This window comes from Devosia sp. Micro-HW1, from assembly GCF_056341075.1.
Window position 1 is genome coordinate 2,365,736 of the sequence record NZ_CP094375.1, and the last position, 14,055, is coordinate 2,379,790.

The 14,055-nt window shown below is 63.9% G+C and carries 19 protein-coding genes and 1 pseudogene; 7 read left to right on the forward strand and 13 right to left on the reverse strand.

The window, feature by feature from the left end:
* Positions 1-152: 152 nt before the first annotated feature.
* Together MQW79_RS11230 and MQW79_RS11235 are read right to left on the reverse strand one after the other, a co-directional pair.
* The gene (locus MQW79_RS11230) at positions 153-362 is read right to left on the reverse strand and encodes a hypothetical protein (RefSeq protein ID WP_476584565.1); all 210 of its coding nucleotides are present in this window, start codon (positions 360-362) and stop codon (positions 153-155) included.
* A 246-nt stretch (positions 363-608) separates the two neighbouring features.
* Entirely contained in the window at positions 609-899 is a 291-nt protein-coding gene (locus MQW79_RS11235; RefSeq protein ID WP_476584566.1) for a YkvA family protein, read from the reverse strand.
* Between the two features lie 148 nt (positions 900-1,047).
* Here MQW79_RS11235 and ispG point away from each other — a divergent pair.
* Both ispG and MQW79_RS11245 read left to right on the forward strand, forming a co-directional pair.
* Positions 1,048-2,288, forward strand: a pseudogene (gene ispG, locus MQW79_RS11240) (flavodoxin-dependent (E)-4-hydroxy-3-methylbut-2-enyl-diphosphate synthase).
* Positions 2,289-2,370: 82 nt separating this feature from the next.
* The gene (locus tag MQW79_RS11245) at positions 2,371-2,814 is read left to right on the forward strand and encodes an N-acetyltransferase family protein (protein WP_476584567.1); all 444 of its coding nucleotides are present in this window, start codon (positions 2,371-2,373) and stop codon (positions 2,812-2,814) included.
* Here MQW79_RS11245 and MQW79_RS11250 read toward each other — a convergent pair.
* The 6 genes from MQW79_RS11250 to MQW79_RS11275 all read right to left on the reverse strand — a co-directional run bounded on the left by MQW79_RS11250 (position 2,811) and on the right by MQW79_RS11275 (position 6,487).
* Entirely contained in the window at positions 2,811-3,116 is a 306-nt protein-coding gene (locus MQW79_RS11250; RefSeq protein ID WP_476584568.1) for a hypothetical protein, read from the reverse strand. The genes MQW79_RS11245 and MQW79_RS11250 overlap by 4 nt on opposite strands.
* Positions 3,117-3,158: 42 nt before the next feature.
* The gene (locus tag MQW79_RS11255) at positions 3,159-3,587 is read right to left on the reverse strand and encodes a PACE efflux transporter (protein WP_476584569.1); all 429 of its coding nucleotides are present in this window, start codon (positions 3,585-3,587) and stop codon (positions 3,159-3,161) included.
* 109 nt (positions 3,588-3,696) lie between these two features.
* Entirely contained in the window at positions 3,697-4,305 is a 609-nt protein-coding gene (locus MQW79_RS11260; RefSeq protein ID WP_476584570.1) for a class I SAM-dependent methyltransferase, read from the reverse strand.
* A gap of 29 nt (positions 4,306-4,334) precedes the next feature.
* Entirely contained in the window at positions 4,335-4,802 is a 468-nt protein-coding gene (locus MQW79_RS11265) for a YbaK/EbsC family protein (RefSeq protein WP_476584571.1), read from the reverse strand.
* Between the two features lie 148 nt (positions 4,803-4,950).
* Positions 4,951-5,583: an MOSC domain-containing protein gene (locus tag MQW79_RS11270; RefSeq protein WP_476584572.1), complete on the reverse strand. Its 633-nt coding sequence runs from the start codon at positions 5,581-5,583 to the stop codon at positions 4,951-4,953.
* Position 5,584: 1 nt separating this feature from the next.
* Positions 5,585-6,487 (reverse strand): polyprenyl synthetase family protein, encoded by a 903-nt coding sequence (locus tag MQW79_RS11275; protein WP_476584573.1) that lies wholly within the window; start codon positions 6,485-6,487, stop codon positions 5,585-5,587.
* A gap of 247 nt (positions 6,488-6,734) precedes the next feature.
* Between MQW79_RS11275 and MQW79_RS11280 the strand changes: the two genes are divergently transcribed.
* The 3 genes from MQW79_RS11280 to fumC all read left to right on the forward strand — a co-directional run bounded on the left by MQW79_RS11280 (position 6,735) and on the right by fumC (position 9,290).
* On the forward strand, positions 6,735-7,445 hold the full coding sequence (locus tag MQW79_RS11280) for a transglycosylase domain-containing protein (protein ID WP_476584574.1): 711 nt from the start codon (positions 6,735-6,737) through the stop codon (positions 7,443-7,445).
* 141 nt (positions 7,446-7,586) lie between these two features.
* A complete protein-coding gene (rpmF, locus tag MQW79_RS11285; protein ID WP_086471861.1) occupies positions 7,587-7,766 on the forward strand; it encodes a 50S ribosomal protein L32 in 180 nt (59 codons plus the stop codon).
* Positions 7,767-7,889: 123 nt separating this feature from the next.
* Positions 7,890-9,290 (forward strand): class II fumarate hydratase, encoded by a 1,401-nt coding sequence (gene fumC / locus MQW79_RS11290; protein WP_476584575.1) that lies wholly within the window; start codon positions 7,890-7,892, stop codon positions 9,288-9,290.
* 97 nt (positions 9,291-9,387) lie between these two features.
* Here fumC and MQW79_RS11295 read toward each other — a convergent pair whose 3' ends face one another.
* The 3 genes from MQW79_RS11295 to MQW79_RS11305 all read right to left on the reverse strand — a co-directional run bounded on the left by MQW79_RS11295 (position 9,388) and on the right by MQW79_RS11305 (position 11,241).
* Positions 9,388-9,972 (reverse strand): DUF1989 domain-containing protein, encoded by a 585-nt coding sequence (locus MQW79_RS11295; protein ID WP_476584576.1) that lies wholly within the window; start codon positions 9,970-9,972, stop codon positions 9,388-9,390.
* Positions 9,972-10,673, reverse strand: a complete 702-nt coding sequence (gene gntA, locus MQW79_RS11300) for a guanitoxin biosynthesis heme-dependent pre-guanitoxin N-hydroxylase GntA (protein WP_476584577.1) — start codon at positions 10,671-10,673, stop codon at positions 9,972-9,974. The genes MQW79_RS11295 and gntA overlap by 1 nt, the downstream gene beginning before the upstream one ends.
* Before the next feature lie 88 nt (positions 10,674-10,761).
* Positions 10,762-11,241, reverse strand: a complete 480-nt coding sequence (locus MQW79_RS11305; RefSeq protein WP_476584578.1) for a VOC family protein — start codon at positions 11,239-11,241, stop codon at positions 10,762-10,764.
* Positions 11,242-11,379: 138 nt separating this feature from the next.
* On the opposite strand from MQW79_RS11305, the gene MQW79_RS11310 reads away from it, so the two are divergent.
* Positions 11,380-11,832 (forward strand): hypothetical protein, encoded by a 453-nt coding sequence (locus MQW79_RS11310; RefSeq protein WP_476584579.1) that lies wholly within the window; start codon positions 11,380-11,382, stop codon positions 11,830-11,832.
* Positions 11,833-11,849: 17 nt separating this feature from the next.
* On the opposite strand, the gene MQW79_RS11315 is transcribed toward MQW79_RS11310, so the two are convergent.
* Complete coding sequence (locus MQW79_RS11315) at positions 11,850-12,122, reverse strand: hypothetical protein (protein WP_476584580.1); 273 nt, start codon at positions 12,120-12,122, stop codon at positions 11,850-11,852.
* Positions 12,123-12,309: 187 nt separating this feature from the next.
* A complete protein-coding gene (gene gloB, locus MQW79_RS11320; protein WP_476584581.1) occupies positions 12,310-13,077 on the reverse strand; it encodes a hydroxyacylglutathione hydrolase in 768 nt (255 codons plus the stop codon).
* Positions 13,078-13,179: 102 nt separating this feature from the next.
* Between gloB and MQW79_RS11325 the strand changes: the two genes are divergently transcribed.
* Positions 13,180-13,908, forward strand: a complete 729-nt coding sequence (locus MQW79_RS11325) for a class I SAM-dependent methyltransferase (RefSeq protein ID WP_476584582.1) — start codon at positions 13,180-13,182, stop codon at positions 13,906-13,908.
* Positions 13,909-14,055 lie beyond the last annotated feature (147 nt).

The following is a 14,055-nucleotide window of genomic DNA, read 5'->3' on the forward strand; positions in this document are numbered from 1 at the left end:
AGCCTTGCGCTCGAAACTGGCAAACAGGTGTTCAGGTGGACCTGCCGGCATGCCATAGGGCCGATGGCACCACGGACAGCGGCGAGCCGCCCGGGGGCGCGGGCCGGTACAGGACCGGCAATAGCGCAGGATCTGCACTTTGTGTCCCTCCCTCAGGCCAGCGGCGTTGCGGCAAGGGTCTGCAGCACCAGCGCCCGGTCTTCTACCGAGCGCAGGCGGATGGTCATGGTCTCGGTCTTGATGGGGGTCTGGGGCGGCAGGCTGTAGCTGAGCGCGGGCAGGTTGGTGTCGGCCCAGGCGCGGAAGCGGTTGAGCTTGTGGCTGCCGCTGATCGGCAGGGTTACGGAATATTTGAAGGTCATCTCTGTCGCCTTGCTGGGGCATGCCGAGGCCTCCCTGCGCAAGGCGCATGGAGCGGGCATGCCGGAACATTTTTGGAAAACTGTTCAGCAAACCTGGTGTCGCGCTTGCCCTGGGGCAGGTGGCAACACCAGGCGATCAGCCTGCCTGGCTGAGGCGAGTCAAAAAGCGGCAGTCTGGTGCAGGAAAGGCGTTCATGGGCGCCATCATGGCCATATCACCAGCAAAGTCAAATCGGCGCCGGACCGCTACAGCCGGCGCGAGCGGCCATCCACCGTCGGGCCATATTTGCCGGCATAAGCCTTTGCCGGGACCGGCAGACGCGAGACGATCCAGCTCACCATCATCGGCACCAGCACGATGTCGTCGACCCAGCCCAGGACCGGAATGAGATCGGGCAGGATGTCGATCGGATTGACCAGGTAGAAGGCGGCAAACAGCGTTGCGGCCTTCAGATAGAAGGGCGTCTGCGGGGCCCAGAAGGCCTTCCAGAGCAGCACGACTTCCTTGCGGAACAGGATCAGGCGGGGGAGGAGCATGTTCATCATGACCCTAAAATGGCCCCGCTGAACGCCGATTCAAGATCGGCCCGATCACGAAATGGCGCATCCCGTCATGCCAATGTCCGGTTGCCAGGTGTAGAGGGAAAGCCTATTTCCCAAGAGGAAGCGATTTTCGAGGTTAGAGATGGCCGGTCCAGCGCCGCGCAGGCAATCGGTGGGTGTCAATGTCGGTGGCGTCATGGTGGGCGGCGGCGCTCCCGTGGTCGTGCAATCCATGACCAATACCGATACGGCCGATATCGACGCGACGGTGAAACAGGTCATGCAACTGGCCCGCGCCGGTTCGGAAATCGTGCGCATCACCGTCGACCGGGATGAGAGCGCGGCCGCCGTGCCGATCATCCGCGACCGCCTCGCCTTCATGGGCTATGACGTGCCGCTGGTGGGCGACTTCCACTATATCGGCCACAAGCTGCTCACCGACCATCCGGCCTGTGCCGAGGCGCTGGCGAAATACCGCATCAATCCGGGCAATGTGGGCTTCAAGGCCAAGCGCGATACCCAGTTCGCGACCCTCATCGAGATCGCGAACAAGTATGACAAGCCGGTGCGCATCGGCGTCAACTGGGGCTCGCTCGATGAGGAACTGCTCACAAGACTGATGGACGAGAATGCTGCCTCGTCTGCGCCGATTTCGGCGGCTGCGGTACAGCGCGAGGCGATCATCCAGTCGGCTCTGCTCTCGGCGGCGCGCGCCGAGGAGCTGGGCATGCGGCGCAACCAAATCCTGCTCTCGACCAAGGTTTCCGACGTCCAGCACCTGATCGCGGTCTATCAGGATCTGGCGGCCCGCTGCGACTATGCGCTGCATCTGGGCCTCACCGAAGCGGGCATGGGATCGAAGGGCATTGTCGCCTCCTCGGCGGCTTTGGGCATTCTGCTGCAGCAGGGCATTGGCGACACGATCCGCATTTCCCTGACCCCCGAGCCGCGGCGACCGCACCACCGAGGTCAAGGTGGCGCAGGAATTGCTGCAGACCATGGGCTTCCGCCAGTTCCTGCCGGTGGTTGCCGCCTGCCCCCGGTTGCGGGCGGACCACCTCGACCACGTTCCAGACGCTGGCCAAGGATATCCAGGATCACCTCAACACCTCCATGCCGGAATGGCGCGAGCGCTACCCCGGCGTCGAGACGCTATCGGTGGCGGTGATGGGCTGCATCGTCAACGGGCCGGGGGAAAGCAAGCACGCCAATATCGGCATTTCGCTCCCGGGCACCGGCGAGACGCCGGCTGCACCGGTTTTCGTGGATGGCGAGAAGGTCGCGACCCTGCGCGGTGCCGACGTGGCCGACCAGTTCAAGGTCATGGTCGCCGACTATATCGAGCGCAAGTTCGGCACCGGCAAGCAGAACGCCGCGGAATGACCGAGCGCAACCAACGCCGCCTGTTCTGGCTGGCCATGCTGATCATCGTGCTCGGCGTCCTCAAATGGACCGGCCACCTGGGATGAGACCCGAGGTGGACGAGGTGCTGGCGCTGGACCTTCTCTGCCTCGAGGCGCCCGAGGGCGGGCCGCTGGATGCCGAGGCGCATCGTGTCGCGCTCGAACAATCCATACCGCGCTCGGAATGGGTAACGGTTCACCGCGACGGAGCCTTGGTCGCCTATGGCTATCTTTGGCCGCTTCCGGATGGCGACAGCTGGTTTGTCGGTGGGTTGGCCATCCATCCCGATTGTCGCACTGCGCCCGTGACGGCTGCGCTTGGCCGGGAAATGGCGAGCCTCATCCGGCACATCGGCGCGGTCCGGCTCGAAAGCCATGTCCGGCGCAACAACGCAGCCTCCCTGCGCTTGCATCGGCGTCTGGGATTTGCGGTGATGCAGGAAAATGACCGCGCCGTTGCCTTTGCGGCCGACAGCGCGGCCTTGCTGGCGCGATTGCCGGGCTAGGTGGCAGGCGTTTCGGTGGCCGTCACCGTGACCGGCAGTTCGCCACCGATCTCCACGGCTTTGCTCTGCTTGTCGAAAACACAGACAATGCTCGATGCTTGGTTTGAGACAATGGCGAGGCCAAAGCTCTCGCTGCCGAACGGATCGACCACGACACTGGCATGGGTGAGATAGTCGGCTGTCGCCGTGCGGCAGGCCTCTTCGCCCTCGGCGGCAAATTCGGCCCAGGCGTCGCCGGAGGCGGCGGAAGCGCCGCCGATTCCGGCCAGGGTAAGGGCGATCAGGGCGAGCGGCTTCAGCATGGTCTGTCCTTGGCTGTTGATCTACCTGCCCTAATTCCGCAATCACGCATTTTGTTGCCATTCGGGCAGCGGGAAGATGCGGTCATAGGCCCAGTTAAAGACCAGCGCATAGACCATGTAGAAAAGGGCGAAGGCCATATCCATGACAAGGGCCTGCCACAGCGTAATCCCGAGATAGAGGGCGATCAGCGGCATCAGCATGAGCAGGAGGCCGATCTCGAACAGCACCGCATGCAGCACCCGGATCGGGCCCGATTTCAGCGTCGTGCCGGCAAAGCGGTTCAGCGTCTTGTCGAAGACGAGGTTGTAGACATAGTTCCACAGCATGGCGACGGTGGCGCTGCCCACGACGATGACGGCGCTGTCGCCGGCATGCAGGTGAAAGGCAAAGGCGGCCAGCGGCGTCGCGACCAGGATGCCGATGATCTCGAAGGAAATGGCGTGGCGGATACGATCAGCGGTGGTGCGCATGGAATTCCCCTTGGTGAATTCCGGGCCGTCCCGAACGCTGTGCCCATAGTGGCGGAGGCCGTCCTCGCTTGGCCGGGGATATAGGACCTCCCGACGCGGGGGGCAAGGTTCATGGGGCATTTCCGATATGCCCGGGGCGCAGGGCAAAGATTGCGGCATCGACCGGGTGCGGGCCGCCCATATCCGGCACGGCATAGCGCGCCACGAGCGCAAGCCGGTCCAGCGGCAGGTCCTTCCGGAACGGATCGCCGACCAGCACATTGGCGCCGCTTTGCCTGAGCTGCGTCAGCACGGGCAGGGTCTCGGCCACGACCTCGGCGCTGTAGAACACATCGCCGGCCAGCACCACGTCCACTTTGGGCAGGCCCGGCCTGTCCCATAATGTCAGTTCCACGCCATTTGCCTCGCTATTGAGAGCCAGCGCCACCTGTCCGATCGGGTTGGGTTCCAAAGCCATTACCGCCCCGGCTCCGGCCTTGCCCGCGGCAATGCCGACAAGACCCGAGCCGGCCCCGAAATCGAGCACTGTCTTGCCGGCAACCACCTCGGGATGATCGCGCAGATAGAGCGCCAGCGCCGCCCCGCCGCCCCAGGCATAGGCCCAATAGGGCGGGTGGTCATCGAGGCCCTCGCCGGCAAGCCAGGCATTGAGCCCGCTTTGCGGGGTGGGCATGTAAATGGAAATGTCCGGCTGAAAGGGCAGGGCGCGCAGCACCATGCGCTCCCGGATGAAGGCTTTCGCGCTCGCTATTCCGGGAGCTGGCACGCATCCACCCAGTTATTGCCGCAGAGGTCGGCCAGCCTGTCGACGCTGAGTTTGACCGAGGCATGCGTATCGCCACCGGCGGGGATGACGAGGTCATAGACCTTCAGCGAGCTGTCTAGATAGATCGGCAGCGGCGCGGGCAGGCCGAATGGACAAACCCCGCCCACCTGATGGCTGGTCAAACGCAAAACGTCTTCCGGCCCCAGCATGCGCGGACGGCCGCCAAAGGCACTCTTGGACTTCTGATTGTCGAGCCTGGCATCGCCGCGCGTCACCAGCAGCACTTCCTCGTCCTTGACGCGGATGCAGAGCGTCTTGGCGATCTGGCCCGGCTCCACGCCATGCACCTGGGCCGCCAGTTGCACTGTCGCGGTGGAATGGTCGGTGACGATGACCGCAAGGTCAGGCGCGCGGGCGGCGAGATCGGTCCGAACGGAGGCAAGGCTCATGAAATGGTCCTGAAAACGGAGAGATCAAAACACACTGCGCCGTCCTCGGGCTGGACCCGAGGAGCAGTCGAAACGACTGCGGAACTGGCAACTGGCCCTCGGATCAAGTCCGAGGGCGGGACGGTGGTTGGGATGGGAGCAAGGAGGCTCAAAACAGATCCGCCAGTCGCGTTTCATATTTGAAGCGTGTCTTTTCGCGGATCGGCGTGGTGACCGCACGGCGCATGAAGTCGAGCGGGATGTCCTTGATGACATCGAATTCCATCAGGTCGGACACGGTGATGCGCTCGCCCGCATAGGGCGTGATGGCGACGTCGTCACCGGCCTCGACGCTGCCCGCCCTCAGTACACGACAATAAGCGCCAGGCCGGTTAGCCCTGTGGAAGCGCTTGACCCAGAACTTGTCGCCCATTTTCGCGGCGAAGGTCATGCAGGGCGTGCGGTGATAGCTCACTTCCAGAAGACAATCGCCGATGGCAAAACGGTCGCCAATGGCAGTAGTGGCGCTGGCCGCGCCTGATATGACGAGGTTCTCGCCGAAGAGGCCCGGAGATGGCGTCACGCCTTGGCGGGCCCACCAGTCATAATCGTCCTGAAAATAGACATAGATGGCCTGGTCGCGCCCGCCGTGATGCTTGCGCTCAACAATGGCGTCCCCGGCAATGCCCAGCTCACCGATCCGGACCGGGCCGGAAGCCGGGCGCTTGTTGATGCCGGTCAGGGGCGCATAACCCTCGATATGCTCGGCCTTGCCGATACAGACGGCGACCAGCGACGCCATGCTACTTCTCCCGGGCTGCAAAATAGCGGGCGGTGGCGCGCAGGCCATCGGCCTTGGGGCCAAAGGTGCGCAGAGCCAGCAGCGCTTCGTTGACCGTGGCGTCGAGCATCTTGCGGGCGCCGTCGACGCCCAGCCGTGCCACCACGGTCTGTTTGCCCAGGGCCGCATCCTTGCCGGTCGCCTTGCCCATGGCTTCGGGCGTGGCGGTGACATCGAGAATATCGTCGGCCAGCTGGAAGGCGCGGCCGGCCGCCTCCGCATAGGCGGTCAGCGCCGACAGCGCCCGCGGTTCGGCGCCGCCGAGAATGGCGCCCATGCGCACGGCAGCGCGGATCAGCGCCCCGGTCTTCATCGCCTGCATCACGGCGATCTCGACTTCCGTGAAGCCGCTGGTTTCGCCTTCGATGTCGCGCATCTGCCCGCCAACCATGCCGCCCGTGCCGCTGCCGGCGGCCAGTTCGGCGACAAGGCGGATGCGCACATGGGCATCGGCATGGGTGGCGGGGTCGGCCAGCACCGCAAAGGCGTGGGTCAGCAGCGCATCGCCGGCAAGGATGGCCGTGGCTTCGTCAAAAGCCTTGTGGACCGTCGGGCGGCCGCGCCGGATATCGTCGTCGTCCATGGCCGGCAGGTCATCATGCACGAGCGAATAGCAATGCACCATTTCGACGGCGAGGCCGGCGGCCAGGCTCTGGTCGCGCGGTACCGAAAAGATTGCCGCCGCTTGTCGCACTAGGAGCGGCCGCAGTCTCTTGCCGCCCTCAAGACTGCCATGGCGCATGGCCGCGACCACACGGTCCGATGCCGGGCCGGGACCGGACAGGCGGGCTGCGACCAGATAGTCGGAAAGCCCGGCCTCGACGGAACGGGCGCAATCGGCACTGTCGGCGGAAAAGTCATACATGGGTCTGTTGCTAGCCCGCCGAAGGAGGCGGGGCAATCCCCCTCTGCGCCCCGGTTCACCCCACCCTCATTCCCTCCCCATCAAGGGGAGGGAGGCGCAGGGGCGAATGACGGAGTTCATCGTCTCCCTCCCCCTTGTGGGCTTCGACCCGTCCCAATGGGCAAGTCTCTCCGGTGGAGAGCCTTGAGGGGAGAAGGATCAAGGTTGGGGCCTTGGCCTGCAACGGCGATGCCGATACACAGCACCCATGCCCCGGCGCAAGAAAACCCTCTGGCGGATCATCCGCATTCCGCTCGGCATCCTCGCCGTGCTGGTCACTATTCCTTTGGTGCTGACCCCGCTCTATCTCGTCATGCAGCCGGTTTCGGTGCCCATGCTGTCGCGCATGCTGACCGGCCAGACCGTCACCCGTCATTGGCGCGATATCGACGATGTCTCGGATCGGCTGAAGGCGTCGATCATCCTCTCCGAGGACGGACAATTCTGCCGTCACTGGGGGGTTGACCTGGTGGCGCTGCGCGAGGAGGTCGAAAACTACCTTGCCGGACGCGAGGCGCGCGGCGCTTCGACGCTGAGCATGCAGGTAGCGCGCAATCTCTTCCTCTGGAATGGGCAGAGCGCGGTGCGAAAAGCGCTGGAAGTGCCGCTGGCGTTCTATATCGATCTCGTCCTGCCCAAGAGGCGGATCATGGAAATCTATCTCAACATCGCCGAATGGGGGCCGGATGGCGAATTCGGCGTCGCCGCAGGATCGCTGCGCGCTTTCGGGCGCGAGCCGCAAAACCTCGACTGGCAAACTGCGAGCCTCCTGGCCGTCACGCTGCCCAACCCGATCCTGCGCAATCCGGCCCGTCCCAATGCGGGGCTTGTGCGGGTCGCGGCCATTGTCGAGGACCGGGCCCGCCAATATGGCGAGCGGGCCAGCTGCGTGGGCCAGAATGGGCAATTGGCGCTATAGTGCGGTCGAGCGGGGAAAACTGGCGCAAAAACCCCTAGCCAAGCCCGCCGTTCTCCTCTATAGACCCCACCAATCCTGCAGAGAGACCCGTCTCTGGCCGCTTTCGGCGGCGCAACGATTTTGAATTTCGGAGTACCGACCATGGCAGTGCCAAAACGCAAGACCTCGCCGATGAAGCGCGGCTTCCGCCGTTCGGCCGACGCGATTGCCAACCCCACCTATGTCGAAGACAAGGATTCGGGTGAGCTGCGCCGTCCGCATCACGTTGATCTCAAGACCGGCATGTATCGCGGTCGCCAGATCCTCGCGGCAAAGAACTAAGCCGAAAGGCGAGCGGGCGCTGATGCGCTTTTTCTGATATTTCGACGGCCGGCCCCCACAAGGGTCGGCCGTTTTGTTTTTCCGCCGCCAATGTATGCGGCCAAACCGGGAGCCAAGGGCAATATGAGCACGCGCGTCGAATCGGACACCATGGGCCAGATCGAGGTTCCGAACGATAAATACTATGGTGCGCAGACCGCCCGGAGCCTGATGAATTTCGATATCGGCGGGGAGAAGATGCCCACCGAGATCATCACCGCCTTCGGCATTCTCAAGAAGGCCGCGGCCCTGGCCAATCACAAGCTTGGCCTGATGGACGAAGCGACCCGCGATCTGGTCGTTGCTGCCGCCGACGAGGTGATCTCGGGCAAGCTCGGCGATCATTTCCCGCTGGTGGTCTGGCAGACCGGCTCGGGCACCCAGTCCAACATGAATGTCAACGAGGTCATCTCCAACCGCGCCATTGAAATGGCCGGCGGCACGATGGGCACGAAAAAGCCTGTCCATCCCAATGACCACGTCAATATGAGCCAGTCGTCCAACGATACTTATCCCACCGCCATGCATATCGCGGCGGTCGAGGCGGTGGAGGGTTATCTCTACGAGCGCGTCGAACTGCTGCGCAACACGCTCAATGCCAAGTCCGAAGAGTTCATGGATGTGGTCAAGATCGGCCGCACCCATCTGCAGGACGCGACGCCGCTGACCCTGGGCCAGGAAATCTCCGGCTGGGTGGCCCAGATCGACTATGCGATGGCCGCGATCAAGGCGACCATGCCGCAGTTGAAGGAACTGGCGCTGGGCGGCACCGCCGTCGGCACGGGCCTTAACGCCCACCCCGATTATGCCGTGGCCGTGGCCAAGGAAATTGCGGATCTGACCGGCCGCGACTTCGTCACCGGCCCCAACAAGTTTGCGCTGCTCGCCGGCCACGACGCCTTTGTCGGCACGTCCGGGGCTTTGAAGCAGCTCGCCGTAGCCTTCATGAAGATCGCCAATGACGTGCGCTGGCTGGCCTCCGGCCCGCGTTCCGGCCTTGGTGAAATCACCATTCCGGAAAACGAGCCGGGCTCGTCCATCATGCCGGGCAAGGTCAATCCGACCCAGTCCGAGGCCATGACCATGGTCGTCGCCCAGGTGATGGGCAATGACGCCGCCATCGGTTTTGCCGCCAGCCAGGGCAATTTCGAGCTCAACGTCTTCAAGCCGGTCATTGCCTACAACTTCCTGCAGTCGGTGCGCCTGCTGGCCGACGCGGCCAAGTCGTTCAACGACAATTGCGCCATCGGCATCGAGCCCGATCACAAGCGCATCAAGCAGCTGGTCGACCAGTCGCTGATGCTGGTGACCGCGCTCAACCGCAAGATCGGCTACGACAATGCCGCCAAGATCGCCAAGACCGCGCACAAGAACGGTTCCACCCTCAAGGAAACCGCCATCGCGCTGGGCCTGCTCACCGCCGAGGAGTTCGACGCCGAAGTGAAGCCCGAACAGATGGTCGGACCGCTCAAGCTCAAGAAGTAAGTCTGGCGCCGCTTCTCGGCGCCTGTTGTGCCCCCACCCCTTGATCCCTCCCCTTGATGGGGTGGGGCCGGGGTGGGGTGATGGCTGCCCATGCCAGCTAGCCTTCCACTTGATAGTGAATGGGCTTGAAGCTCCCGCCATTGCTGGCCGGTGCCGAACACGCCGTCAATCCGATCACCAGATCCATCGCCGCCCGGAAGCGAATATAGTCTCCCGCCTTGCTCAGGGGCGGGAGGACCTTGAATTTCCCCGTTTCGCCATCCACCGGCACGTTCATGAAACAGTTGAACGCCACCGGGATCGCGTCCTCGGCGATCCCCCACGGCTCCAGCGCATGATGGAGATTGCCATGGCAGCCCTGATGGGGCGGTTCATTGTCGTAGCAAAGCCGGAATGTCGCCTCGCTGCATGGCGTCAGCAAGAAGTCGTGCCGCCCCACCGTGTCCTCGACGATCTCCAGCATCACATTGGAGCGGTTCGAATAGAGCTTGTTGCCGGTCGTCAGGTAAATCGTTTCGGCATAGTCGAGAGTCCGTCCCGACGAGATCATTTCCCGGGTATCGGCGGGTGAAATCGCCAGCAGGTCGGCAACCTGACCACCCAGCGGATCGATGACCGTGAGGATCTGCCCGGCCGATAGTTCGAAGGCCGAACCGGAGCGCGGCGGGATTTCGACTGCCATCACAGATCCTCCCGCTCGGCCAAGGGATCAACCACTTCGGGCCTCGCCTCACCGCGGTGATAGGGGCAGGCCCATTCGTCGGAAACCGCGCGACCGCTATATTGCCGTGCCTCCGAAACCGTCCCGTGCCGCGCCAGCATCGGATTGATATCGCCGGCCAGATCGATATCGCGCTCGAGGATCGAGCTGCGCAGTTTTTCGTAGCGGTTCTGCTCGCGCAATGTCTCGAACTGGTCGTGAAGATTGAAGATCATGGTGGGATGGGCGAAGCGCCGCGCCGGGCGGCTGGCATGGGGATGCAGGCCCACGACAAAGAATGCCTCGCCGCCAAAGCTCAGCGAAAAATGCGGGTCGTCGGGGTCGGTGCTGACGCGCGGATCGGGCGGCTGGCCGCGCCAGCTGTCCTTTTCCGTCAGCGATTGCACGCGAGCCCACAAGAACTGCTCGAACTCGGCCTCCCCGAGGTCCAGCGGGCCCTCGAAAATGACCGCAAAGCTGGTGAACAGCGCCGGCTGTTCCTTGTAGTCCCAGGCGAACTGCATGAGCCGATCGTGGATATCGACATCGTTCCAGGCGCTGTCGATGCTGCGGGCGACATAGGTCCTGAGCTGGCCTTTCCCCAGCGCCGACTTGGCGCCGACGCAGGGAAAGGCGGGGTCCCTGATGAACTCTTCCAGGGCACGTTCGGAATCGAAAAGCATGACCAGATCAATGCTGACTAAAGGGACTGGGACAAGACTCCTCCCGGCCATGGCGTTCCATCACAACCTTTGGCTCAGCCGCGACCTGCTAGCCGCGAACCGCCGCCTCGATTTTCGCCACGTCGATCTTCTTCATTTCCATCATCGCCTCGAAAGCGCGCTTTCCGGCCTCGCCGCCCTTGGCCATGGCGTCGGACAGGGCGCGCGGCGTGATCTGCCAGGATATGCCCCACTTGTCCTTACACCAGCCGCACATGCTTTCCTCGCCGCCATTGCCGACGATGGCGTCCCAGTAGCGGTCGGTTTCCGCCTGATCTTCGGTGGCGATCTGCATCGAAAAGGCTTCGGAATGCTTGAAGGCCGGGCCGCCATTGAGGCCGATACAGGGAATGCCCATGACGGTGAATTCAACCGTCAGCACCTCGCCCGCCTTGCCCGAGGGATTGTCGCTGGGCGCGCGGTGGACGCTGGTCACGTGGGTGTCGGGAAAGGTGGCGGCATAGAAACTGGCCGCTGCCTCGGCGTCCTTGTCATACCAGATGCAGATCGTGTTCTTGGCCTGGGCCATGGGGTCGTCCTCCTCGCTTGGTGCCTGCCTGACAATGGCCGGCAAGGATGCGACGTTCCAGCCCGTGCTGCTTCGACAAGCCCTTCCGCATGGGAGGATCCTCTGGCATGGTGACCCCACGAACCGGAGGCCCGACACGTGACCGAAACCGTCATGGTACCCCACCCCCATGCCGTGCGCCCGCGCAGCAATGGGTTCATCTTCCCGCTGCTGGCCGTGCCGCTGGTGCTCTACAATCTAGTGGTCTTGGTCTTTTTTGGCGGCAATCCGGCCAATTGGGGTGCGGGCCTGTTCTCGCTGCCCATGCCCTCAGGCATGCCCTGGGCCATCACCGCGGGGGATTTCCTCCTGGTGGTCGGGGTCATGCTGCTGTTTGTCGAAGTGCTCAAATCCACCAATACGGCGCGCTCCTCGATCGTCGAGCACATGCTGTCCATGGTGGTTTTCGTGGTCTTCCTCGTCGAATTCCTGCTGGTGGGCGCCGCCTCCAGCTCGGTCTTCTTCCTCCTGATGGTGATGAGCCTCATCGACGTGGTGGCGGGCTTTACCGTCTCGATCACCAGTGCCAGCCGCGACGTGTCGATGAACTGACGCCGGTCAGGTCTTTCTCAGGCGACAATGGTCTTGCGATAGCCCTGCGGCATCCGCCGCTGGGTGAGCTTGGCCGTCTGCCCATAGGCGCATGCCGCGCCTTCCGATGTGCCGATGCGGCGGGCGCGCTGGATGGGCAGATGGGCCCGGGCGGCGATGAGCTGGCTGACAAAGGCGGCTGACGGGGCCGAAAAAGCCAGCGACGGCCGCGGTCCCGCGGGGTCCTGCGACAGGGGCAGGGCCGCCCGGATTGTTTCGCTTTGTGCCAGATCGGACATGGTCTGTACCATTTTGGCCCGTCCTGTGCCGGAATGGCACAGGCCTTGCGGGTCTATACCCCCTAAGGGGCAATCACCGTGCCAGATGGTAACGTTTCGTTAAGATATTTCGATCCCAAAGAGGATTTGGTGCACAGGCAAATGTCTGAGGGCCGCCCCTTGCGGAGCGGCCCTCATGGCGTGTGGCGTTTGCCAGCGGTCAGAAATTGTCCTTGCCCTTGCGGATGGCTGCGAAGACCTCGGCGGGATCGGCGCCTTCAATTCCATAATGGGCCGCCAGTTCCGGTGCATCGGCGCGCAGGAACGGGTTGGCCTTCTTGTCCTCGCCCAGATTGAACGGGATGGTGGGGCGACCCGCCGCCCGCAGCTGGTCCACCTCGGCGGCGCGGGTCTTGAGGGCCGCATTGTCGGGGTCGATGGAGAGGGCGAATTTCGCATTGTTCTGGGTATACTCGTGGCCGCAATAGACCAGGGTCGCGTCGGGCAGGTCGCGCAGGCGCTTGACGCCCTCCCACATCGGGCCCGGCGTGCCCTCGAACATGCGGCCGACACCCAGGGAAAAGAGTGCGTCGGCCGAAAACAGATGACCGCCGTCCTCATTGTAGAACACGATATGCCCCAGCGTGTGGCCCGGCGTGGCGATGACGGCAAAGCGGCTGTCGCCCAGTTCGATCACGTCGCCGTCACCAACCAGTTCGTCGAGGCCATCGATCTTGTCGGCCTCGGCGCGCGGGCCGACGACGCGGGCGCCGAAGGCGGCCTTCAGCTCGGCAATCGCCTCGACATGGTCGATATGGTGATGGGTGATGAAGATGTCGGTGAGGGTCCAGCCGCGATGAAGCAGGGCATTGCGGATCGGGCCGGCTTCCGGTGCGTCAATGGCGGCGGTGCGGCCGGTGGCCTGGTCATGTACCAGGTAGCCAAAATTGTCGCTGCGGGCGGCAAAGACGTCCACGATAAGGCCCATCTTCATGTCTCCTTCTTTCAAGTCGCCGGCAAGCTAGGGATCGGGGGCGGCAAAGACAATGCCGGATTGGACAAGTTCACGTGCCTTTGGCAAGGTCGCGCCATGACCGATGTTGTCCGCCTCATCGAATATTACAAGTCTCCGCTGGGACGCCTGTCCCGGGCCCTGGTGCGCGAACAGGTCATCACCCTGGCGGGCGACCTCAAGGGCAAGCGGGTGCTGGGCCTGGGCTTTGCGACGCCCTATCTGCGCTTTGCGCTGGAGCCTGCCGAACGGGTCCTCGCCTTCATGCCGGAGCGACAGGGCGCTTCGGCCTGGCCGCGTGAGGGTCCATCGCGCACCGTCCTCTGCGATCCGCTCGAAATGCCGCTGACCGATGCGGCGGTCGACATGACCGTTGTCGTCCACGCGCTCGAACATGTCGCCGATGCCGAGGAGCTGATGCGCGAGCTCTGGCGCATCACGGCGCCCAATGGCCACCTGCTGATCGTCGTGCCGCGCCGGCGGGGCATCTGGGCGCAGCGCGACAATACCCCCTTCGGCCAGGGCAATCCCTATTCGGGCGGCCAGCTCGACAAGCTGCTGCGCGATCATTCCTTCGTGCCCGAGGCCTGGCGCGACGCGCTGTTCCTGCCGCCCTTCCAGTCGCGGCTGGTGCTCAAATATCCGCGCTTCTTCGAGCGCTTCGGCCGCGTTTTCGGACCGGCCATGAGCGGCGTCATCTGCATCCGTGCCCGCAAGGAGGCTTTTCCTGCCATCCCCCGCCGCAAGCGCGAAGCCCGCTATGTCCGCGTGCCGGGGCTGAGTACGGCCACGGCACGCAGCGGGTAGGGCAGCGTCGCCAAAGCGGTTCTGCCCTTGGGCTCGACCCGCGGGGCACTCTCAGTTGGCGTTGTGCTGAGGCATCCCCCCACCCTTGATCCCTCCCCACAAGGGGGAGGGAGACGATGAACACCAGTGACTGATGCCTGCGCCTCC

Excerpts from the sequence above, each read along its gene's own strand:
- fumC (WP_476584575.1), top strand. The coding sequence starts at position 7,890 with ATGAGCACGCGCGTCGAATCGGACACCATGGGCCAGATCGAGGTTCCG.
- MQW79_RS11295 (WP_476584576.1), bottom strand. The coding sequence starts at position 9,972 with ATGGCAGTCGAAATCCCGCCGCGCTCCGGTTCGGCCTTCGAACTATCG.
- MQW79_RS11325 (WP_476584582.1), top strand. The coding sequence starts at position 13,180 with ATGACCGATGTTGTCCGCCTCATCGAATATTACAAGTCTCCGCTGGGA.
- MQW79_RS11280 (WP_476584574.1), top strand. The coding sequence starts at position 6,735 with ATGCCCCGGCGCAAGAAAACCCTCTGGCGGATCATCCGCATTCCGCTC.
- MQW79_RS11275 (WP_476584573.1), bottom strand. The coding sequence starts at position 6,487 with ATGTATGACTTTTCCGCCGACAGTGCCGATTGCGCCCGTTCCGTCGAG.
- MQW79_RS11250 (WP_476584568.1), bottom strand. The coding sequence starts at position 3,116 with ATGCTGAAGCCGCTCGCCCTGATCGCCCTTACCCTGGCCGGAATCGGC.
- MQW79_RS11270 (WP_476584572.1), bottom strand. The coding sequence starts at position 5,583 with ATGGCGTCGCTGGTCGCCGTCTGTATCGGCAAGGCCGAGCATATCGAG.
- MQW79_RS11255 (WP_476584569.1), bottom strand. The coding sequence starts at position 3,587 with ATGCGCACCACCGCTGATCGTATCCGCCACGCCATTTCCTTCGAGATC.
- gntA (WP_476584577.1), bottom strand. The coding sequence starts at position 10,673 with ATGCTTTTCGATTCCGAACGTGCCCTGGAAGAGTTCATCAGGGACCCC.
- MQW79_RS11265 (WP_476584571.1), bottom strand. The coding sequence starts at position 4,802 with ATGAGCCTTGCCTCCGTTCGGACCGATCTCGCCGCCCGCGCGCCTGAC.
- rpmF (WP_086471861.1), top strand. The coding sequence starts at position 7,587 with ATGGCAGTGCCAAAACGCAAGACCTCGCCGATGAAGCGCGGCTTCCGC.
- MQW79_RS11235 (WP_476584566.1), bottom strand. The coding sequence starts at position 899 with ATGCTCCTCCCCCGCCTGATCCTGTTCCGCAAGGAAGTCGTGCTGCTC.
- MQW79_RS11245 (WP_476584567.1), top strand. The coding sequence starts at position 2,371 with ATGAGACCCGAGGTGGACGAGGTGCTGGCGCTGGACCTTCTCTGCCTC.
- MQW79_RS11305 (WP_476584578.1), bottom strand. The coding sequence starts at position 11,241 with ATGGCCCAGGCCAAGAACACGATCTGCATCTGGTATGACAAGGACGCC.
- MQW79_RS11260 (WP_476584570.1), bottom strand. The coding sequence starts at position 4,305 with ATGGTGCTGCGCGCCCTGCCCTTTCAGCCGGACATTTCCATTTACATG.
- MQW79_RS11230 (WP_476584565.1), bottom strand. The coding sequence starts at position 362 with ATGACCTTCAAATATTCCGTAACCCTGCCGATCAGCGGCAGCCACAAG.
- gloB (WP_476584581.1), bottom strand. The coding sequence starts at position 13,077 with ATGGGCCTTATCGTGGACGTCTTTGCCGCCCGCAGCGACAATTTTGGC.
- MQW79_RS11315 (WP_476584580.1), bottom strand. The coding sequence starts at position 12,122 with ATGGTACAGACCATGTCCGATCTGGCACAAAGCGAAACAATCCGGGCG.